We start from the raw sequence: 21689 nt of genomic DNA on the forward strand, positions 1-21689 counted from the left end.
CACACCCCACTAAGTCAAGGCAACTCCTTCGCAAAAACGCAGTTTTATTATCCCCAAGTTATTCACAGACACCGGCTTCAGCGGATCGAACTGGGGTGATCACCCCAGTTTCCCGATCCTATGCCGGGCTCCACCGGCCGAATCGGGATTCCCGGGAAACCGGGGCTTGAGTGGGTCCGGCCCAGTTGTTGAACTCGCACCTCGTGATTGCACCAGCCGAAATCCAGATCATCGGATCAGAACTCGCCATCCGCTGGGTGGACGGGACCGAGACCTTCATCCCCATCCCCGAACTTCGGGCCGCCTCTCCCAGCGCGGAGGTCCAGGGGGAGCGGGATATCTTCGGCCGGCGTTATGGCGGAGAGGCCGGATCGGGACGCCCGGACGTCGACCTTCTCGGATGGACGCCGATCGGCAATTACGCGATCCGCTTCCATTTCAGCGATGGACACCAGACCGGCCTCTACACTTACGATTACCTCCGCGAACTCGGCGAGGGAAAGGCGACCTTGTGACCTCCGCCCCGGACGATTTCACCGCCATCCGGGCCATCACCTTCGATGCGGGAGGCACTCTTCTGGCCCCCCACCCCTCCGTCGGGGAAGTCTACGCCGAAGTCCTCGGTTCATTCGACCTCGCCCGTGATCCCATCGCCCTCGAGAACGCCTTTCACGCCGCCTTCTCGACCGTCTCGAAAAACCCTGCCGTCCTCGATCCGGAGGAACGGGAAAAGGATTTCTGGAGACAGGTTGTTCGGCACACCGTGCGGGACGCCCCCCTGCCCGAGTCGGTTTTTCCGGAAGTATTCGCCGCGATGTGGGACGCCTTCAGCCACGGCGCCCGCTGGCGGGTCTTTGACGGTTCCCACGCCATCCTGCGAGCCCTGCGGGACCGCGGCTACCGGATCGGCGTCCTTTCCAACTGGGACCGGCGCCTGCGCAGCGTGCTCGAGGAAACCGGACTGGCCGAACTGATCGATACCGTCGTCATCTCCTCCGACATTGGTATTGAAAAGCCTGATACTGGCATCTTCCGGGCGGCCGAGGCCCGGATCGGCCAACCGGCCGAATCCTGCCTTCATGTCGGCGACAGCCGGCACCACGACCTGGCCGGTGCCCGCGCGGCCGGCTGGGCGGGACTGCTCGTGCGCAACGACGGCGGACCGGTCGATCTGCCCGCCATCGGAAGCCTGGCCGACCTCTTCCCCCTCCTGCCCGGCCCCATCATCGGATCCAATTTATGAATACAACCCTCATTCATCCCCGCGCCGACCGGTCCGCCATCGAGACCGGCCTGCAATTCCAGCCCAAGTTTGATGCCGACGGGCTCATCCCCTGCATCACGGCGGATGCCGTTTCCGGCGACGTCCTCATGTTCGCCTTCATGAACCGGGAAGCGCTCGAACGGACGATGACGACCGGCAAGGCCACCTACTACAGTCGTTCCCGCGGCAAGCTCTGGATGAAAGGCGAGGAGTCCGGCAACCGGCTCTCCGTGGTGGAAATGCGGATCGACTGCGATCAGGACGTCATCCTGCTGCGGGTGGATCCGGGCACCGGAGCGGCCTGTCACAATGGATTCCGTTCCTGCTTCTACCGGCAGGTCCGGCCCGACGGTTCGCTCGTCATGATCGGCGGTGACCGTCTTTTTGATCCGGCCGAGATCTACGGGAAAAAGTAGACACCCCCGCCGGTCCCGATCCTCATTCTCCGATCGCCAATCCGTCAGTCGCGGTGCCCCGGCACAAAGCCCCGCGAACTGAGCCGGGCGAAGTCGAGAAAGGCCGTCAATTCTTCCGATGCCGCCTCGGGGTGGCCGGCGATCTTTTCCAGGGCCTGGGCCCGGTTGAGACCTTCCCGATAGAGGGCCCGAAAGGCGAACTTGACCCGGTTCATCCGTTCCTCCGCAAACCCGGCCCGCTCCAGCCCCACTTTGTTGTAGGCCCGGACGGCCGAGGGATTGCCGTCAACCATGAGGTAGGGAGGGACATCCTGGGTGATCTTGGACATTCCCCCCGTCATGCAGTAGGTGCCCACCCGGCAGAATTGGTGCACCCCGGTCATCCCGCCGAAGACGACGTGATCCTCGATCACGACATGACCGGCCAAGGTGGTGTTGTTGCTCGCGATGATGTGGCTTCCCAGCACACAATCATGGGCCACATGGGTGTAGGCGAGAAGGTGGTTGTGATCGCCGATGATCGTTTCGCTCTCGGCGGCGGTGGCCGTATGGACGGTGACGAATTCTCTGAATACGTTGTGGGTGCCGATCCGGAGACCGGGCTGCCCGCCCCGATACTTGAGATCCTGGGTGCGCTGACCGAGGCAGGCGTAGGGAAAGACCTCGCAATGCGGGCCGAGACTCGTTCGTCCCTCGACGCAGGCATGGTGATGGACGGTCGTGCCGCGGCCGATGGTGACTTCCGGACCGATAAAGGCAAAGGCCCCGATCCGGACCTCCTCAGCCAGGACCGCACCGTCCGAAATAATCGCAGTCGGATGGATCAGACTCATTTCAAGGCAGGGTCGAACGTCAATCGGATGGCTCGGCATCGATCAGGGCGAACATCAGCTCGCCGCTGGAAACCACTTCACCATCCACGGTGCAGGTGGCCTCGGCCACTCCTATCTTGTTGCCGCGGCTCTTGGTCAGACGGGCCCGGATGACGAGTTGATCGCCCGGCCTGACCGCCTTGCGGAACTTGACCTTGTCGCAGCTCATGAAAAAGGCGGTCTTGCCCTCATTGCTCGTGCGCCGCAGCATGATGATCCCGGCCGCCTGGGCCATCGCCTCGATCTGGAGGACGCCGGGCATGACCGGCTCGCCCGGAAAGTGCCCCAGAAAATAGGGCTCGTTATAGGTAACGTTTTTCACCGCCGTCAGTTCTTCGTCCCCGACGAACTCGACCACCTTGTCGACCATCAGGAACGGATAGCGATGCGGCAGGGTGTCGAGGACCCGCTTGATATCAAGGGAGGTCTCCGTCGGCAGGACGGTGCCGCGCCGGGCCTTCGGCTTCTTGCGTTTGCGACCGCTCTCCAGCTTCTCCGCGAGCGCCTTGGTCAGGTCGGCGTTGATGGCGTGGCCGGGTCGAACGGCGACGATATGGGCGTGGAGCGGCCGGCCCAGCAGGAGGATGTCGCCGACGATATCCAGAATCTTGTGACGGACGAACTCATCGGGAAAGCGAAGCGGTTCCTTCGAGATGATCTTGTCACCCTTCAGGACCACGGCACAGTCGAGACTGCCCCCCTTGATCTTCCCCATCTTGATCAGCTCCTCGATATCCTCATAGATCGTGAAGGTCCGGGCCGCCGCGATCTGGGTCGCGTAGATTTCCGGATCGATGGTGATCGAAAGGTGCTGGGTGTGGATGCCCCGATCGTCGGCCGAGGTGCAGGTGATCTTCAGCTGATCCGAAGGCAGGGCGATGAGAGATGAATTCCCGCGGGTGACCGAGACGGGCTCCTCCAGGTCATAATATTCCCGGTCGCGATCCTGTTCCACCGGTTCGCCTTCGATGATGAGGTTGACGAAGGGCCGGGCGGACCCGTCCATGATCGGAGGTTCGCTGGCGTTCATCTCGACCACGACATTGTCGATCGCGTAGCCGTGCAGGGCGCTCAGGACATGCTCCACTGTATGGATCTGGGCGTGCCCCGAGGTGATGGTGGTGCTGCGAACCAGATCGGTGACCTGACTTATATGTGGCTTGATCTCCGGCGATCCGTGCAGATCGACCCGACGGAAGACCACCCCGTGGTCCACCGGGGCGGGTTTCAGAGTCAAGGTGACGTTGTCTCCGGTATGCAGCGCCGTGCCGGTCAGGCTGACTTCGCGCAAAAGGGTTCGTTGCTTCATGGTATTGGTTTAGGGACTGAGCCACCGCCGACAGGTCTTCACACCCCTGAAACCAAGTGATCCGGAGCCAGTCAAATCGAAGGTGAGCGCCGTGAGGCGGAATCGGTTTGCACGAGCGGATCGACGCAGGACGGAGGGAAGAGCGGAGGCGAAGCCAGTGTCGGAGGCCACCGTCAAATGACAAGCCCAGAGATGCGCGCCCGGTCCGCCCCGATGAAAATGTCAAAAAACGCTCAAACCGACTCCCTTTCCTAAAGTCGGCTTTCCTTCACGGCCCGGATCGTGTCATGATGGCGGGAGATTCATGATCCAGCCGGCCGCCACCCACCCCATGACGCTTCTGTTCCCGCCTCCGGCCCCCCGCCTGCAGGCTTTCGGCCATCAAGCCGGTGAACGCCCGGCCGAGTCCCTGGCCGCGCCGGCGGGAAGATTCGAGGAGATTGTCCGCCACCATGGCATGGTGACAGCGGCCGAACGGGAATTCAGCCGCCTCCTGCCACGGATGGAAGCGGTCCTGGCCCCGATCGGTTGATCCACCCGTTTCGAGGTATTGACATCGCTCCGGGCAATGGCCTAAGTGCCGTCCTTTACGGACCAAGCCCACGACCGTTATGATTCAAGCCAGCAGTATCCGAAAAGGTAATGTCATCTCCTACCAGAACGAGAGCCATCTCGTCCTGGAAACCCAGCACCGCACGCCCGGGAATCTGCGGGCCTTTGTGCAGGCCAAGCTGCGCAATCTGCGCACCGGCCGGAGTTCGGACGTCCGATTCGCCTCCACCGAGTCGATCGAAGTCCTGACCACCGATCGACAGAGTTTCGAGTTCAGCTACCACGACCGCGACAGTTTCAGCTTCATGAATCCGGAGACCTTCGAAACGATCGAACTCTCGGAGGAACTGGTCGGCCAGAACAAGAACTACCTGGCACCCAACGGTTCGGTTGAAGTGCTCTTTGTCGATGGAATCCCGGTCGATCTGACCCTTCCTTCCACCGTCATCCTGAAGGTGGCGGAGTCGGCTGAAGGGCTCAAGGGCGACACGGCCAGCAATGTCCAGAAACCCGCCACCATGGAGACCGGGCTCGTCGTCCAGGTTCCTCTTTTCATCAAGGCGGGCGAGATGCTGAAGATCAGCACCTCGGACGGTTCCTACATGGGTCGGTCCACGTCCTGAAAGGCCGATTCCCCCCCGGAAATGAAAGCCCCCGGACCGCAACGGTTCCGAGGGCCTTTCCGCGCAAAACGGCGGCGACGATCAGGCGACCCGCTCGACCACCAGGGGCGGAGGAGTCGGACGCTTCGGCGCCAGACGGTAGGCAGCCTTGAACGACTCCAGGGCCGCCTCCAGCTTGGACTCGTCATTGTAGTGAATCATCATGAGAGGCTCACCCTGCTTGACCTGGGTGCCGACCTTCTTGATCTCGGAGACACCGACTGCGTAATCGATCTTGCCCTTGGGCTTTGAGGCACCCGCTCCGAGCATGTGAACCCCCCGGGCGATCATGGCGGCATTGATGGTGTGAACGTAGCCGCGCTTGGGAGCCGGCAGTTTGCGGATATGCTTGGCGGCCGGAAACTTGTCGGGATTGTCTATATAGGAGGTGTCCCCGCCCTGGGCAGCCACGATCTTCTTCAGGGTCTCCAGGGCACTGCCGTCCTCAAGATGCCGCTGCACGGTCTGTTTGGCCGAGAGGGTCGAGCCGGCCACTCCGGCCAGACGGACGATTTCCATCCCCAGCTTGAGCACGAGCTCCTTGAGGTCTTCCGGCCCCTCCCCCTTCAGAAGTTGAATGGCTTCTTTGACTTCCAGTGCCGTCCCGACAGAATCGCCCAGTGGCTGGTTCATGTCGGTCACGAGCGCGACACAGCGGCGCTTCATCGAGCGGCCAACCCGTGTCATCGACCGGGCGAGTTGCTTGGCCTGTTCCAAATCCTTGATAAAGGAACCATTACCCCACTTCACGTCGATAACCAGGCCTTCGGACCCCTCGGCGAGCTTCTTGCTGAGAACACTTCCGGTGATGAGCGGGAGACTCGGGATGGTCCCGGTCTGCCGGCGCAGTTCAAAAAGTTTGGCATCGGCCGGGGCAAGATCCTCGCTCTGGCGGACAATCGCCCCCTGGATGTTCTCCAGCTGATGGACGAAGGTCTTGATTGAAAGATCGCTCTGGAATCCCGGGATGGCCCCGAGCTTGTCGAGCGTTCCAATCACATAATCCTGTTCCTGACCGCACATCATCGGGATCACAATCCCACTGGCCACCGCCAGCGGAACGAGAACAAGCGAGGTCTTGTCGCCCACCCCGCCGGTCGAATATTTGTCGATCTTCGGCTTGGCGATATGTGACAGATCAATGACTTCACCGGAAAGCATCAACTCCTCGGTCAGGATAGCCGTCTCCTGGGCGGACATACCCTGGAAGTAGATCGCCATGGCCAACGCAGCCAGTTGATGTTGAGGGATTTCACCTTCCTCTGTCGAATCGATGATATAGCGGATTTCGTCCTGCGAAAACTCACCACCGTCACGCTTTTTCTCGATGAGATAGGTGTAGGAGGGCTTCACAAAACGACGGCCGGAGAGGGTTCTTCTTGTCATAAAACGTAGATACTAACGAAGTGCTGTCTGATTACCTAAAACTCTTAGTATAAACCTATTGGGAAAGATATGTCGAGGGCATAATTCGCTCCGGACCAACTTTCCGGGACCTGCGGGCGCCAACTCTGTTCTTGAATCCGCCGAGGCCGCCCGCCTGAGTGAAGGGATGAGTCCATGGTTCGACCTGCCCAAAATTCTCGACGGCAAAGTGCGCCTGGCCGCCACGGCCGTCCTCGGCGAGTCCGAACTCCAGCCCGACATCCGCCCGGCCGATCCTCGTTTCGGGGACTTTCAGGCCAATGGTGTCCTGCCCTACGCCAAGAGCGTTCGTCAGAACCCCCGGGAAATCGCCAGCCGGATCATCGGGAAACTGACCGAGGACGCCGAACTGAACGATGCGGTCTCGATCGATCTGGCCGGCCCCGGCTTCATCAATTTCCGGTTGAAACCCGCCTTTCTTCTTAAGTGGCTGCAGACGTTTTCGACCGAAGATGACCTGAGGAGCGGAGCCGGTGCTTTCTACCACGGCAAACGGGTGGTGGTCGACTTCGGTTCACCCAACACCGCGAAGCAGATGCACGTCGGCCACATCCGCTCGCTCGTCATCGGTGAAGCCATCTGCCGGCTGCTGGCCTTCTGCGGGGCGGACGTCGTCCGCGACAATCATCTGGGCGACTGGGGCACGCCCTACGGAAAGATCTTCTACGCCTACAAACGCTTTCTGGACCCGGTTGCCCTCCGGGACGACCCCCTCGAGGAGCTCGAGCGGCTCTACAAGCAGGGTGACCTCGCCACCCGCGAGGATGCCGACGCACTCGAGGAAGCCCGGGGAGAACTGGTCAAGCTTCAGGCCGGTGACCCGGAAAGCCTCGCTCTCTGGGAACGGATCAACACCCTGACCCTGGAGGCACTCCAGGCCACCTACGATCGTCTCGGCATTCACTACGATGTCGTTCTTGGAGAAAGCTTCTACCGGGACAAGGTCGACCAAGTCTATCACGAGCTGACCGCCCGGGCCATCGCGGAGGAGAGCGATGGCGCCCTGGTCGTCTTCCACCCGGATCATCCCCGGTTCAAGACCCAGCCGTTCATCGTGCGAAAATCCGACGGGGCCAGCAACTACGCCTCGACCGACCTTGCCACCATGCTCTACCGGTTGGAGCATTTTCGAGCGGACATGATCATCATCGTGACCGACAGCCGGCAGGGTGACCATTTCGAGCAACTGGAACTCACCACCCGCAAGTGGTTCGCCGCCACCGGACGCAGCATGCCGGAATTCCACCATGTCACTTTCGGGACGATTCTTGGTGAGGACGGCAAGGCGATCAAGACCCGCAGCGGCGATCCGATCCGGCTGAAGACCCTGCTCAACGAGTCCCGGGACCGGGCACTTCAAACCGTGCGATCCAAAAGCCCCGACCTGCCAGAAGCGGAGAGCCTGGAAATCGCCGAAGCCGTCGGGATCGGTGCCGTGATCTACGCCGATCTCAGCCAGAATCGGACCGGAGACTATGTTTTCTCCTGGGACAAACTCCTCAGCCTCGAAGGAAACACCGCCCCCTACCTGCAGTATGCGGCCGCCCGGATCCACAGCATCTTCCGCCGATCGGGGGACGGACTGGTCGAGGATCCGGCCCGGGCCTCGGTCTTCGACACCCCGGAGGAACTCGCTCTGGCCGGCAAGATCATTGCCTTTGTCTCGATCATCCAACAGACCGCGGCTTCCCTGCGTCCCCATTACCTCTGCACCTACCTCTATGAACTGGCCGGTCTGTTCAGCAGCTTCTACAACGCCAACCGCGTCCTCGTTGACGAGGAAGACATCCGCCAGCGTCGTCTGCTCCTCTGCCGCCGGGTCCTGCTTATCCTCGAGACCGGTCTTCATCTTCTGGCCATTCGGACGATGAAACGGATGTAAACAGGACGTCGGGTGAAGATCCGGGGGAATCCGTGCCCGGTCGCGGACTTGCCGGTTTTCTCAGATCCTCCCTAACGTTTTCACTGAGAACGACCGATACATTCCCCTTGAAGCACACCAGGTCCCGGTTTTAGCGCCATTCAGAACATGATCACCCAAATGGAGGAGTATTATATCCGCAAAGAGGGCGACGAGGACTCCCGCGGTCCTTTCACCCTGGATCAACTGTCGTCCCTCGTCGAAGCAGAGCAGGTCGATCGGGATACTTTCTACTACGAGGCTACGTCGGAAAAATGGGTGCAGATCTCCACCAATGAGGATCTTGTGGCCTTTCTCTTTCCGGAACGACGCCGACTGAAGGTCAAACCCAAGGACACGGTTTCAACCCTGAACGTCAAACGGGAGGATGACCGACCCATCGTGGTCGACGACATGCTGGCCGCCGCCGAAGGACGCACCAGCGAAACCGCCGGGAAACGGGATCCGACCGGAGCAATGGCCAACGCGGCCATCTGGGGACTTCGGTTCGGTTCCCTCATCATGATCATCAGTTCCTTCGGACTTCTGGTCACCAATCTCGACGCAGTCACCGAACTGGACGTCTGGTCGATCATGACCAACCCGTTCACTATTGCCGGTCTGATCGATCTTCTTCTAGGCGGAATTCTCTTTCTCGGCAGTCCCGGAGTCTACCCGTGGGTCAAACTCCGCGCGGCCATCGGCGGCGGATTCTTCGCTTTTCTCTTCTGGTCACAGGGCGACCTGAACATGGTCTACGCTTCAATCGCGACCTCCGTCGGTCTCTACTTCTGCACCGTCTTCCTGAATCTGGGGATGGTCTTCCTGACCGGACTGCTGGGACTGGCCGGGGCTGGCTGGTTCGCCTACACCATGATGCTGAGCGGCGGTTGACCGCCTTCCCCCAGCCGTCTCGAAGGGACATTCCGGAGATTGCTCCGCGGTCTGGTATCTGCATGAATTCGCCTCATGCCGAGTGCCCTTGACCGACTCTACCAGCCGTTGACCGGCATCCCGTCAAGGGTCCGAACCCTTTTCAAGAGTGAGATCTGGACCGCCGCCGCTCTGGAGGACCGGTCCATTCGCGGTCGGCTGTTCTCCGTCCTGCGCATCGTCTCCCTTGTCTGGGTCGGACTGGTGGAGCACAAACTGGTAAGCCGGGCCGCCGCCCTGAGTTACAGTTCCTTGCTCGGAATCGGACCCCTGATCGGCATTGCGGTGCTCTTCTCAGGATTCGCTCTCGACCGGGGCAATACCGACGAGGTCGTCCGGCTGATCAACAAGGGGATCCTCTTCATCGCCCCGCAGGTGGGAGACTTCGAGTCCTATTCGGACGCCTCGGCCCTCGAAGGCGAAGGCGGCCTGGCCCCGACCAATCCGCATCTCACGACGATGCTCGAGAATTTCATCGAGGGCAGCAAGTCGGCCACGGTCGGGTTGGTCGGTGGCCTCATTCTGATCCTCATCGTCATCCAGCTCTTTTCTTCGATCGAGGATGCCTTCAATACCATATGGGGCGTTCGCCGCGGCCGCAACTGGCTCCTGCGCATCGTTCTCTACTGGACGGTGGTGACCCTCGGCGCCGTTCTCGCCTTCGCCAGCCTGACCCTCCTCTCGGCTTCGACTTTCCTTTCAGGACTCGGAAACCTGCCGATGGGAGGCGCCATCCAGTCTTTCATCTCCAGCTCGGGCTGGCTGGTTTCGTTCACGGTCCTCATCATCCTCCTGACCGCATTCTACCGCTTCATCCCGAGCACCCGGGTCAACTGGCTGCCCGCCATCATCGGGGCGTTCGTCGTGGTTATCCTTCTCAATCTCAACAATCACCTCGCCTTCCTTTACTTTCGCCGGGTGGTCCTGACCCAGAGCCTCTATGGATCGGTCGGCATCCTGGTCGTCTTCATGGTCGGGATGTTCACCTTCTGGCTGATCGTCCTGAGCGGCGGCCAGATCACCTATGCGATTCAGAACGCCAGCTTCCAGAGCAGTCGGGCCGCCTGGAACGCGCTCAGTTTCCGCACCCGGGAATTGGTTTCTTTCCTTGTCCTCGGGCTGGTCTGTCGGCGTTTCCACGACTGTCAGTCGCCCTACACCGCATCCGATCTGGCCGCCCTGACCCGGATCCCCAATCAGCTTCTCAATGAAAGCCTGAGCAAACTCCAGGACCTCGGACTCGTCATCGCCATCCCACCCGCCAAGGATGATTCCTCCCTGGATCACAGCTTCCAGCCCGCCCGTCCTCTGGAAAGTATCCGGGTGGCGGATTTCCGGACCGGGTTTGCCGATCTCGGGGAAAGACCCGCCGGGACCGAACCGCAGGACCTGGATCCAGCCGTGCTCGCTTACTGGCAACGCGGAAGAGACGCCATGATCCAGAGCTATGGCGCCGCCACCATGGCCGACCTCATCAAGGAGGCCGGTCGACGGGAATCCGCGGGCCAACCCTGACAGGATTGCCCGTTGACACGGGTCATCCGGGGTCTACGCTCCCGCCTTTTTATCCCTCAATGCTATGATCTCCTGGCTGCAGACGCGCTTCCAGAAACACTATCAGGTTCTTTTCCTGGTACTCCTCGCCGTTGTCATTGTCTCCTTCGTCTTCACGATCGGAGCATCGCCCGGAATCGGGAACGCCGAGCGTTCCGGTGCCCGTCGGGAAATCTTCGGCCTCCCCTTCACCACTGAACAGGATCAGCGCGACTTCTCCGAGGTTGCCCAGATCAGCGCCTACCTCCAGACGGGGCGTCCTTCCCTCGGTGACAACCAGCTGCAGGACTACGCGTTCCAGCGGGCCGCTGCCCTCTCCATCGCCTCGAGTCTCCACCTTCCCATGCCGACCGAGGCTCAACTGGCGGATTATATACAGAACCTGCCCGCCTTCGCCGGCAGCAACGGAGAATACGATCCGACGCGGTATGCCAATTTCCTGGACGGGATCAAAAGAAATCCCCAGATGTCCGAATCGATCATCGCGTATGTCCTGAGGGATGATTTCCGCGCCAATCTGGTCAATGAGCTGGTCGGCGGTCCGGGTTACGTCCTCGAAGCGGAAATCAAGAGTCAGCAGGAGCGGTTGCAGTCCGTCTGGTCAATCGCCGAGGCAACCCTCGCGCTCTCGGATTTTCAGCCGGTCATCGAGCCGACCGACGAGGAGCTCGAAACCTTTTTTCAGGAGAACACCTTCCGATACGAAATCCCCGAGCGCGCGGAGGTCGACTACCTGACCTTTGCTTCGTCCCGGCTCATCGACTCGATCGAACTGAAGGATGCCGACGTCGTCTCCTACTTTGAGGCCAACAAGACCCGTTTCCAGCCACCCCCGCCCCCAGCCGATCCGGCGACCGGGGAAGCGGCCGAGGCGCCGGCGGAAGTGCAGCTCGCCGATGTGAGGGATCAGGTGGAGTCCGAGATGAAACTGAATGCGGCCCGCAATTCCGCTGTGCGGATCGCGTCGGATTTCGCCTATGCGCTCTTCGAGAATGGGATCAAACCCGGCTCGGAGCAGCTGAACCGGATGATCCGCGATGCCGATCTGCCGCTGCAGTCCGCCCCGCCTTTTGCCCGCAGTGAAACCCCGGCCGGTCTCTCCTGGACACCCCAGATCGCGTCAGAAGCGTTCAAATTGACCCCGGACCACTGGTTTTCGGATCCCCTGACCACCGGCAATGATGTCATCCTCATTTTCTACCGGGATCGATTGGCCCCTTATACGCCCGAATTCGAGTCTGTGCGCGCGGCCGTGACCGCCGACTACCTGGCCGAGCGCAAACGTGAACTCTTCGTCGAAAAGGGGCAGGAACTCACCGCGGGGTTGCGCGCCGCTCTGGCCTCCGGCCAGTCCTTCGCCGAAGCGGCCGAAGCGGCCGGTCTGGAAACCAGGGAGTGGGATGGGTTCACCCTGCGAAACCCGCCCGAGGGCATCGACTACAACCTCCTCTCCCGACTCGACCCGATCCCGACCGGCGGGGTTTCCGACATGGTGGTGGCCCGCGACAAGGGCTCTATCCTGCATGTCATCTCGAAGTCCCTGCCGGCCGACGGTGCAGTTGAAGAAGACACCGAGCAAATGCGTGAACAGATCGCCGGGCTCAACGCCAATGTCAGCCGGAGCCTTGTCTACTCGGACATGATCCGGGACGAGCTGATCCGCTCGGGGCTCGCCACCGAGCCCTGATCCCAAACCGCTGATCGCGCGGGGCATGCCCCTCCAACGTTATCGCCCTCTCAAGCCCCCCTGCCGCATCTGCGGCCAGGGATTCGAGATCGTTGGATCCACCGGTGACCCTCCCCTGACTGAATGCCCGACCTGCGGTCAACTGGTCATTCCGGCAGGTCCTCAAGCCGTTTCATCTCCCCAGCTGACCCGTCCCGTCGGCCCCGCAGAGGCCAGGACGGCCGGATTCAAGGTCTTCCGAAAGACATCGGACGGGAGTCTTGAGCGCCTGTAGACGGCCCGACCCACCGACCGAGGCATCAAATGCCCGTTCGCCGATTTCGGGATTTGCGTAACTTTTCCTGTTGCACAGGGTATTGAATGTGGCGCCGGAACGGCACACCAATCCACCGATAGATCATGGTTTCTGGAAAACTCAATTCCCCTCTCGCCCGTGTCATTCAGGGCACCTTGCTGCTGCATCTCATCTCCCCGGTCCTGCCCGCCCAGGAGAACACTCCGGTTCCGCCCAGACTGCGGATCGAGGACTGCATCGAAAAGGCCCTCCAGCACAACCTTGCCCTGCAGGCCGAACGCATCGATCCGGAACTGGCCAGGGAGCAGACCCAGATCGCCCGAGGCGAGTTCGATCCCGCCCTTAATGCCATGGCCAATACCCGCACCGTCCAGCAGAGTTCCTCAAGAAGCGATCTCGACGGCTCCGACGGTCCCCGCAATGAAAGCATCGATGCCCGCATCGGCGTCAGCAAGAAGGTGGACACCGGCGCCACCGTCTCGGTCAGCACCAATATGGGTCGGGTCCTCACCAATTCCGAATTCTCGACCCTGAACCCGGCCTACGACGCCGATGTCTCGCTTACCCTCCGTCAACCGCTCCTCAACGGATTCGGAACTGATGTCAACCGGGCCGCCCGCAACCGAAGCCTGGTCGGGGTTGACCGGGCCGATTTTGTCCTTCAGTCGCGGGTCCTCGACATTGTGCAGCAGACCGAGGCCGCGTTCTATAATCTGGCTTTCCAACGGGCCACCCTCCGGGTGCGCCAGAGCGCCCGCGACGTAGCCGAAAAGTTCCTCGAAGAAAACCGCTTCCGGCGCTCCAGCGGAATGGCCACCAATCTGGATGTGACCCAGGCCGAGGTTGGATTGGCCGACCAGAACGCCCTCGTTCTTGACAGTGAGCAGGGCGTCAATGACGCCGAGGACCTTCTGCGCACCCTGATCGGCGATCTCCCCTTTGACACCCCGATCGAAGAACTGGAGGTTGATCTCTCCACCGGGGAGATCCCGTCCGTGGCGGCGGCCTACGGCACCGCCCTGAAGTTCCAGCCTGAATACCACTCGGCCGTCTCATTTTCGGAGCAGCTCAAGTACGATGTCATTCTCGCCCGCAGTGGCAGCAAACCCAACCTGGACCTCGGCGGAGCGGTCGGCTTCACCGGACTCGACGACTCCTACCGCAATGCCTACGAGGGCGTTCCGACCGGGGACGGCTACCATTGGCAGATTGACCTGACTCTCAACGTGCCCTGGGGCCGACGGGAAGGCCGGGCCCGGCTTCGGCAGACCGAGCTCATCCTTCAACGGGAGGAATTGCGTATCCAGGATCTGGAGAGAACGATGATGATGGATATCCGCAAGGCGGTCCGTGCCGCTGAGACCGGGGTGGAGCGGGTCAATATCGCCCAATTGCGCAGCCGACTCAGCCGGGAGGAATACGAATTGGAAAAGGCGAAATTCGAAGCCGGTCTGAGCACAAGCCGTCTCGTTCTCGATGCCCAGCAACGCGCCGATCAGGCCCGGGTCAGCGAGTTCATGGCCTTTGTTGAGCTGAAGAACGCCTGGTCGGAACTCCAGCGCGTCCAGGGTATCTCCCTCTCCACCTACGGGATCGCCATGCTGCCACCGCCGGCCGAGTCCGGTTCGAAGAGCGAGGAGACATCAAACTCCCCCGCCTCCTGAAGCTCGACCACCCGGTGCGGGGCCAGCTGGGTCCGGTACCAGGAAAGTTGCTTGCGAACGAGCCGGCGGGTGCTTCCGGCAATTGCCTCGGCCAGGTCGTCGAGCGGTCCGGGATGCGCCAGCCAGGCAATCGTTTCACGATAACCGACCGCACGGACCCCGCTCGGGTTCTTCGCCAGTCCGCGCTTCAGGAGCCCCTCCACTTCGCCGACCAGCCCCGCCTCGAGCATCGCGGAGATCCGCTTCCGGATCCGCCGGTCAAGCGCATCGCGATCGCGGACCAGGCGAACGGTCCGCTTCCGGGCCCGGATGAGTGAATTGCTCCGAGCCTTCATCGCCGAACGCAGGCTGAGCAGGTCCCGCCCCGAAACCAGGCATCGCTCCAGGGCGCGTGTCACCCTCCGCGGGTTCTTCAGGTCCAGGCCGCCCAGACCCGCGGGATTGAGAGCCTGCAACTCACGGACGAGGGATGGAAGCCCATCCCGCTGCAAGCGCCGACCAACCTCGGCGCGGATTTCGTCCGGAACCTCGACCGCATCGACGACCGGCCGATAAAAAGCCTGCAGGTAGAAGCCGGTCGCCCCGCAGACCAGGACCGGTTTCCCCCGACCGAGAATATCTTCAACCACCGCCTCGGCCCGCTCAACGAAGGACCGGATATCCAACGGCTGATCGACCTCGGCAATATCGATCAGGTGATGAGGAACCCGGGATCGCTCCCGGAGAGTCGGCTTCGCCGTCCCGATATCCATTCCCCGGTAGAAGAGAAGCGGATCGCAGGAGACGATCTCGGCCTGGTGAGCTTCCGCCCAGGCCAGGGACAACTCCGTTTTGCCGACCGCCGTGGCTCCGGTGAGCACATGAATGACCGGGGCGTCGTCCCGGGCCTGATCGATATCCATTCATGTCACAATTCTGGAAAATCGATCCCGGCGACAAGTAATTACTCGCGCCCGGCCCCCCCGATCCTTATCCGAAAGCTGGAAACGGCGATCATCCCGAGCGATTGACCCAGCCCGCAACATGAAGAAAAAGGACCGCTACCGCACCATCATCCTGTCCGACGTTCACCTCGGCACGCCCAACTGCAAGGTCCGGGAGGTGATCCATTTTCTGAAACGCACCCGCTCCGACAGGCTTATCCTGAATGGCGATATCATCGATTGCTGGCAGCTCAAGAAGGGCAGTCAATGGACGAACGATCACACCCGTTTTGTCCGTCTGATCCTGAAGAAGATGGAGAGGCGGGACACGGAGATCATCTACCTGCGGGGCAACCATGACGATGTCCTGGCCCGCTTCCTTCCCCTCTCGGTCGGGACCTTCCAGCTGGCGGAGGATTATGTCCTGGAGAGCACCAACGGCCGCTATCTCGTGCTCCACGGCGATGTCTTCGATTCAGTCATCAAGAACGTGGTCTTCCTCGCGCACCTCGGCGACCTCGGCTACCAGTTCCTCATGTCCATCAACCGGATCTACAACCATTACCGGACCTGGCGGGGCAAGGATTACTTTTCCCTGAGCAAGGCGATCAAGGCCAAGGTCAAAAGCGCGGTTTCCTTCATCTCCCGTTTCGAGGAGAAAATCGCCGCTCTCGCCCGTTCCCGGGACTGCCGGGGGGTCATAGTCGGGCACATCCACACTCCGGACGACAAGATGATCGATGGTATCCACTACCTGAATTCCGGTGACTGGGTGGAGTCGCTTACGGCAATCGGCGAAACCCACGAGGGCGAATTCGAACTGATCGAATTCGGCCGCTTTCTGGAGCGCCAACCCATGATCGAACAGGAGGAGGAACCACCGGAGCCGCCCCTGCCCATCGCCGACGCGATTCGACTCTGAGAGGGCCCTAATCCCGGGGATCGAGACCGGTCAGCAGATCCCGGGCAGTCCGCTCGAGCAGATCAAGGGAGGCCTCCGGACTTTGGACCGGGTCCTGAAAGCAGGAGACGAGGGCACTTCCCACCACGACCCCGTCCGAAAGGCGGGCGATGGCCTGCACCTGGTCCGGACTGGAAATGCCAAAGCCGACCACAACGGGCAGATCGGTGTGCCGGCGGATGCCCGTCACCATCGGGCCGATATTGTCGGCAAGGTCCTTCCTCACCCCGGTGACGCCGGCCCGTGAAACCGTGTAGATGAAACCGCTGGCGGCCGCCGCAATCCGCTCAAGGCGCGCCTCGGGCGTGGTCGGCGCCACGATGAAGATCGTCTTGAGGTCGACCGTCCGACAGGCCTTCAGGTAATCCCCGGCTTCCTCAGGCGGAAGGTCGAGAGTAAGGATACCATCCACTCCGGCCTCGCGCATCCGCCGGATACTCGAATCCAGGCCATTGGCAAAGACCAGATTGAAATAGGTGTAGCAGATGATGGGGACTTCGCTGAAGGTCCGGATGGCCCGCACCAGCTCAAGCACCCGGTCAGGGGTCATCCCGCTCTCCAAAGCCCGCTGGGCGGCCAGCTGATTGGTCACCCCGTCCGCCAACGGATCCGAGAAGGGAACCCCCAGCTCGAGCAGGTCGATGCCGGCGTCGATCAATCGTCGGCAGGCTTCGATCGAGGTCGCATAGTCGGGATCTCCCGCGCAGAGATAGGCGATGAAGCAGGCACGCTTCGCCGCCCGGGCGTTTTCAAAGGCATTCCGAATCCGGTCCATATCCATTCCGGTCTACCGGAAACCGGTCGAACCGCGCGAACATATTCTCAGCCGGAACCATGCAGCCGGAGGTTGAGAGATGAGGCAAGATGCTGAGATGCAGCGGGCTGAGTAATACCGAGGAATACCCGAAGGTATTCTGAGCGAGTGACGCAAGTTCGATGCACTCAACAGATTGTCTCAGATCGACCAGATCGACTGCATGGGTTCGGCTCAGACATCTCTCCGGACGGATCCTTCTCGCGATCGACCTTTGACGTTGACGCCCTCTGCCACCGGCAACTCTCTGGTCGGTGGGGCCCCACGCGCCGATGATCGTCCGGTCAAATGCGTTTCGACCACGGCCGTCCCGCCCCAACCTGCCGCCCTACCATGGAACACCCGATCGAGAAACTGGAGGCTTTTGAAGTGAGGATCGGTCATCGATTTGAAAATCGCGACCTGCTGATCGAAAGCCTGACCCACCCTTCACTGAACGCCCGTCCGACAGTCCAATCGCGCGATTATCAGCGTCTCGAATTCCTCGGAGACGCCGTTATTCAGTATGTGGTGACCCGGGAAATTTTCGCCGCCTTCCCTGAAATGGATGAAGGGACCCTGACCCGCAACCGATCCGCCCTGACCCGCGGGGCGTTCCTCGCAGTTCTCGCCAGGGAGATCGGACTGCCGGACCTCCTGCTCATGAGCGAGGCCGAGCACGCCATGGAAGGCCATCGGCGCAGTTCCGCACTCGAGGATGGATTGGAAGCACTTGTCGGCGCCATCCATCAGGACGCCGGCCTCGAGACAGCCGCCTCTGTCGTTCTCGCCTGGTATGGACCTCTCGAGGGACGTCTGGCCCCCCTGCAGGATCAGCACAATCCCAAGGGCCGGCTCCAGGAAAAGGTCCAGCCCGAATACGGCAACCACGCGCTGGTCTACGAGGTCATCGGAGAAGCGGGTGATCCCCATCGCCGGGAATTCGAGGTCAAGGTCAGCCTGAACGGGGTATGCATCGGTCGCGGCAGCGGCACGTCCAAAAAGTCGGCGGAGGAGCGGGCCGCCCGGGCGGCCCTCAAGCACCTGCAATCCGGGCAACTCCCGTGAAGCAACCGCCGATACTGCCGGACTCGCCGAATCTCAAGACCACCCGTCTGATCGGGGTGAGCCCGCCGGCACGCGCCGCCGTCATCGAGGACTGGATCAGTCGATCCCCGTCACAACCCTGGTTCATCCTCGGAAACGATGGCCACCAGATTGAGTCCCTGGCCGAGGATCTCCGCCTGTTTCACCGTGCGGCTGGGCGAACCGATGCGTCAATCGACTGCCGGTTGCTGCCCGAATTGCCCGAAGACGCCACCGACGGCCCAGGGAATTTCGAACCGTCGGGCGATCGATTCGCCACTCTCCGCGCCCTCCTCGATTTCGATCCGGCCAAGGGCGGTCACCTCGTGGTTCTGACCACGCCGCGCGCGCTCGATCAGGCTGTCCCGGAACCCGAGGCCGTCCGCTCTCTCAAGCTGGAAATCCGCAAAGGGGCGCCCCTCCCTTTCCGGGAGTTCATCGAGACCCTCAACCGTTTCGACTACGACACGGAATCCGTCTGCGAAGCGCCCGGCCAGATGGCGGTGAGAGGGGGAATCATCGACCTCTATCCGGTGGCGGCGGATCGCCCCTGGCGAATTGACTTCTTCGGGGACGAGGTCGAATCCGTCCAGGCGTTCGACCCCGTGACCCAGCGCAGCGGCGAAGCCGTCGACTTCATCACCGTCACACCTTCCCCGACAATGGAATTGCCCGCCGCGGCGGAAGGGATCCGAGGATTCCTTGGATCGTCGATGGGATGGCTTCTGATCGACCCGGAGGCGCTTGCCGGGACTGTTTCGGATCACGCGCGCGAACCCGGCTCCACCGTTTGGGAATCCTGGCAACGGCTGATCGCCGCCCGGGAAAACCACCCGGATGCCTGGATCACGATCTCCGATCTCGATCTGAACGGGGACGATTCCGACGAAGACCGGTCCCTCACCTATGAAGCCGAGTCCCTCGAATTCTACCGCACGTATCCGGATACGTCCCGAATCGCAGACGAACGGCTGATCGATGAACAGGCGGCTCGCGGGCGTTTTCTCGCCCAGGTGGCGGAGTGGCAGGACGCCGGGGATCGGGTGGTTTTCGTTCTCCCTCGTCAGGGCGAATTCGATCGGGTCCGCGAGCTGCTTGAAGAAGAGGGTCTGGCCGGAAGGATTCGTCCCCACTTCATCGAGGGTCAGTTGAACGAAGGGTTTCGAATCCGCTTCCGCAAGGGACTGGGTCGCCTGCACTGGGAAGGGCTCGAGCGCGTCCCGGCCGCGGTCATTGTCACCGAAACCGAGCTCTTCGGGGTCAAACGCAAGCGGCGCCCCCGACTCCGCCAGCGGGCCCAGGTCAACCAATCGCAGGTCGACCAGCTTCTCGATTTTGCCGATCTGGTCGAAGGGGAATTCGTCGTCCACCTCCTGCACGGCATCGCCGTCTATCGCGGTCTCAAGAGTATCGAGACGGGCGGTCAGATCCGCGAGGTGCTTTCCCTCGAGTTTGATGCCGGTGTCACCCTGCACGTCTCCCTGCACGAATCCCACCTCGTCTCGCGCTACGTCGGGCTTTCCAAGATTCGACCGCAACTCGGTCGAATCGGCAGCGGCAAATGGGAAAAGACGAGACAGACGGCCGAGCGGGCCACCCTCGACTACGCCGCGCAATTGCTGGAGATCCAGGCGCGACGTTCCCTCCATCCGGGATTCGCCTTCCCCGAAGACACCGCCTGGCAGAAGGAGTTTGAAGCCACCTTTCCCTACCGGGAGACCCCCGACCAGCTCAAGGCGATCGAAGAGGCCAAGGCCGACATGGAAAACCAATTGCCGATGGACCGTCTGATCTGCGGCGATGTCGGTTTCGGCAAGACAGAGGTAGCCTTGCGGGCCGCCTTCAAGGCGGTCATGGGCGGGAAGCAGGTGGCTCTGCTTGTGCCGACCACCGTGTTGGCCCAACAGCACTTCAACACCTTTCGGGAACGTATGAGCGGATTCCCCGTCGTGGTCGAGATGGTCAGTCGGTTCCGGACGCGCAGGGACCAGATCAAGATCCTGGATTCGCTGGCCGGCGGCCGGGTGGACATCCTCATCGGCACCCATCGGCTCATCCAGAAGGATGTGGTCTTCAGGGATCTTGGGCTGGTCATCATCGACGAGGAACAACGCTTCGGGGTGCGCCACAAGGAGGTCTTCAAAACCTGGCGGGCCAACGTCGAGGTTCTCTCGATGAGCGCGACCCCGATCCCGCGAACCCTCTACCAGGCTCTGGTCGGCGCCCGCAACCTGAGCGTGATCGAAACCCCGCCGGCCGAACGCCGCCCCATCATCACCATCGTCAAGAGCTACGAGGAAAAGCTCGTGGCCGAAGTCATCCGCAAGGAAATCAGACGCGGCGGACAGGTCTTCTACCTCCACAACCGGGTCCAGACGATCGACGAAGTCGCGTCCCGCCTGCGGCAGCTGGTCCCGGAAGCGAGTTTTGCCGTCGGTCACGGGCAGATGGATGAAAAGGACCTGGAAAGGATCATGGTCGAGTTCATTGACGGCCGCTTCCAGGTCCTCGTCTGCACCACCATCATCGAATCCGGCCTCGATATCCCGAACTGCAATACCATCATCATCGAAGGAGCCGATCGCTTCGGCCTCTCCCAGCTCTACCAACTCCGGGGCAGGGTCGGTCGATTCAAGCATCAGGCCTACGCTTATCTGCTGCTTCATCGACATTCCCGCCTGCTCGATCTCGCCCGCAAACGCCTGCACGCCCTCCGTCAACACAACCAGCTCGGAGCCGGTTTCCGGATCGCCATGCGCGATCTCGAACTCCGCGGAGCCGGAAACCTACTCGGGCAGCAGCAGAGCGGGTATATCATGGGGGTTGGCTTCGATCTCTACTGCCAGTTGCTGCGCCAGTCGATCGCCCGTCTGAAGGGCGAACCGATCGCCGCCACCATCCGGGCATCAGTCAAACTCGACTTTGTCTATCAGGGAGAAGGCCGCTCGGAAACATCGAGCCGCTATTCGGATGGATTCACCGTGCTCAAACAACAGGAGATCAACGACGGGAGTTGCGCGCCGACTGAGGCCCGGATTCCTCCGGCCTACATCACCGAGACCCGCCTGCGGATCGATGTCTACCGGCGCCTCGCCATGGCCGAATCGGTTCGTCAACTCCGGGAGATCGGCGAGGAACTCGAGGATCGTTTCGGAAAACGACCCATCGAACTGGAGGCTCTTCTCGCCCTGACTGAGATCCGGTGCCTCGCGGAACAGAAGGGGATCGTTTCGGTCGAAACCGAAGGGAATCGCCTCAAATGCCGGCGGGCGAGCCGCAACCCGGATGACTTCGTCATGTTGGGCAGCCGCTTTCCCCGCTTGACCGCATCTGATCCCCTCGTACGTTTGAATGAAGTCAAAGTCTTCCTGAGAAATCTCCCACCGAAGTAAA

At 61.5% G+C, this 21689-nt stretch carries 19 protein-coding genes; 14 read left to right on the forward strand and 5 right to left on the reverse strand.

Annotation, left to right across the window (positions count from 1 at the left end; translation table 11 throughout):
* The first annotated feature begins 203 nt into the window (after positions 1-203).
* Genes R3F07_08600 through hisI form a run of 3 tightly spaced genes read left to right on the forward strand, consistent with a single transcriptional unit; the run spans position 204 to position 1680 of the window.
* Positions 204-515, forward strand: coding sequence for a gamma-butyrobetaine hydroxylase-like domain-containing protein (locus R3F07_08600; GenBank protein MEZ5276424.1), 312 nt, complete (start codon positions 204-206; stop codon positions 513-515).
* Positions 512-1243 (forward strand): HAD-IA family hydrolase, encoded by a 732-nt coding sequence (locus R3F07_08605; protein ID MEZ5276425.1) that lies wholly within the window; start codon positions 512-514, stop codon positions 1241-1243. Before R3F07_08600 ends, R3F07_08605 begins: the two co-directional genes overlap by 4 nt.
* Positions 1240-1680 carry a phosphoribosyl-AMP cyclohydrolase gene (hisI, locus tag R3F07_08610; protein ID MEZ5276426.1) on the forward strand — a complete coding sequence of 147 codons (441 nt, stop codon included), beginning with the start codon at positions 1240-1242 and terminating at the stop codon, positions 1678-1680. Before R3F07_08605 ends, hisI begins: the two co-directional genes overlap by 4 nt.
* Positions 1681-1724: 44 nt before the next feature.
* Here hisI and lpxA read toward each other — a convergent pair whose 3' ends face one another.
* Positions 1725-2513 (reverse strand): acyl-ACP--UDP-N-acetylglucosamine O-acyltransferase, encoded by a 789-nt coding sequence (gene lpxA, locus R3F07_08615; protein ID MEZ5276427.1) that lies wholly within the window; start codon positions 2511-2513, stop codon positions 1725-1727.
* Between the two features lie 19 nt (positions 2514-2532).
* Positions 2533-3861 (reverse strand): bifunctional UDP-3-O-[3-hydroxymyristoyl] N-acetylglucosamine deacetylase/3-hydroxyacyl-ACP dehydratase, encoded by a 1329-nt coding sequence (locus tag R3F07_08620; GenBank protein ID MEZ5276428.1) that lies wholly within the window; start codon positions 3859-3861, stop codon positions 2533-2535.
* 304 nt (positions 3862-4165) lie between these two features.
* Between R3F07_08620 and R3F07_08625 the strand changes: the two genes are divergently transcribed.
* Positions 4166-4393 carry a hypothetical protein gene (locus R3F07_08625; protein ID MEZ5276429.1) on the forward strand — a complete coding sequence of 76 codons (228 nt, stop codon included), beginning with the start codon at positions 4166-4168 and terminating at the stop codon, positions 4391-4393.
* 79 nt (positions 4394-4472) lie between these two features.
* Complete coding sequence (gene efp / locus R3F07_08630) at positions 4473-5036, forward strand: elongation factor P (protein ID MEZ5276430.1); 564 nt, start codon at positions 4473-4475, stop codon at positions 5034-5036.
* Positions 5037-5117: 81 nt separating this feature from the next.
* On the opposite strand, the gene R3F07_08635 is transcribed toward efp, so the two are convergent.
* Positions 5118-6461: a thymidine phosphorylase gene (locus R3F07_08635; protein MEZ5276431.1), complete on the reverse strand. Its 1344-nt coding sequence runs from the start codon at positions 6459-6461 to the stop codon at positions 5118-5120.
* A gap of 166 nt (positions 6462-6627) precedes the next feature.
* Between R3F07_08635 and argS the strand changes: the two genes are divergently transcribed.
* From argS to R3F07_08665, 6 genes are all read left to right on the forward strand, one after another.
* Positions 6628-8382 carry an arginine--tRNA ligase gene (gene argS / locus R3F07_08640; protein ID MEZ5276432.1) on the forward strand — a complete coding sequence of 585 codons (1755 nt, stop codon included), beginning with the start codon at positions 6628-6630 and terminating at the stop codon, positions 8380-8382.
* A 147-nt stretch (positions 8383-8529) separates the two neighbouring features.
* Positions 8530-9294, forward strand: coding sequence for a GYF domain-containing protein (locus R3F07_08645; GenBank protein MEZ5276433.1), 765 nt, complete (start codon positions 8530-8532; stop codon positions 9292-9294).
* A gap of 75 nt (positions 9295-9369) precedes the next feature.
* Positions 9370-10848, forward strand: a complete 1479-nt coding sequence (locus R3F07_08650; protein ID MEZ5276434.1) for a YihY/virulence factor BrkB family protein — start codon at positions 9370-9372, stop codon at positions 10846-10848.
* A 64-nt stretch (positions 10849-10912) separates the two neighbouring features.
* Positions 10913-12574, forward strand: a complete 1662-nt coding sequence (locus R3F07_08655; GenBank protein ID MEZ5276435.1) for a peptidyl-prolyl cis-trans isomerase — start codon at positions 10913-10915, stop codon at positions 12572-12574.
* 25 nt (positions 12575-12599) lie between these two features.
* Positions 12600-12848, forward strand: coding sequence for a zinc ribbon domain-containing protein (locus tag R3F07_08660; protein MEZ5276436.1), 249 nt, complete (start codon positions 12600-12602; stop codon positions 12846-12848).
* Positions 12849-12973: 125 nt separating this feature from the next.
* A complete protein-coding gene (locus R3F07_08665) occupies positions 12974-14533 on the forward strand; it encodes a TolC family protein (GenBank protein ID MEZ5276437.1) in 1560 nt (519 codons plus the stop codon).
* Here R3F07_08665 and miaA read toward each other — a convergent pair.
* Positions 14455-15435, reverse strand: coding sequence for a tRNA (adenosine(37)-N6)-dimethylallyltransferase MiaA (miaA, locus tag R3F07_08670; GenBank protein ID MEZ5276438.1), 981 nt, complete (start codon positions 15433-15435; stop codon positions 14455-14457). The two genes, R3F07_08665 and miaA, sit on opposite strands and share 79 nt — an antisense overlap.
* Before the next feature lie 121 nt (positions 15436-15556).
* Between miaA and R3F07_08675 the strand changes: the two genes are divergently transcribed.
* Positions 15557-16378, forward strand: coding sequence for a UDP-2,3-diacylglucosamine diphosphatase (locus R3F07_08675; protein MEZ5276439.1), 822 nt, complete (start codon positions 15557-15559; stop codon positions 16376-16378).
* A 7-nt stretch (positions 16379-16385) separates the two neighbouring features.
* Here the strand turns inward: R3F07_08675 and trpA are convergent, their stop codons facing one another.
* Positions 16386-17192: a tryptophan synthase subunit alpha gene (trpA, locus tag R3F07_08680; protein ID MEZ5276440.1), complete on the reverse strand. Its 807-nt coding sequence runs from the start codon at positions 17190-17192 to the stop codon at positions 16386-16388.
* A gap of 372 nt (positions 17193-17564) precedes the next feature.
* Here trpA and rnc point away from each other — a divergent pair, with 372 nt between their 5' ends.
* On the forward strand, positions 17565-18278 hold the full coding sequence (gene rnc / locus R3F07_08685; GenBank protein ID MEZ5276441.1) for a ribonuclease III: 714 nt from the start codon (positions 17565-17567) through the stop codon (positions 18276-18278).
* On the forward strand, positions 18275-21688 hold the full coding sequence (gene mfd / locus R3F07_08690) for a transcription-repair coupling factor (GenBank protein MEZ5276442.1): 3414 nt from the start codon (positions 18275-18277) through the stop codon (positions 21686-21688). Before rnc ends, mfd begins: the two co-directional genes overlap by 4 nt.
* Position 21689 lies beyond the last annotated feature (1 nt).

The sequence above is a fragment of the Opitutaceae bacterium genome (genome assembly GCA_041395105.1).
Taxonomy (GTDB): Bacteria; Verrucomicrobiota; Verrucomicrobiia; order Opitutales; family Opitutaceae; genus B12-G4.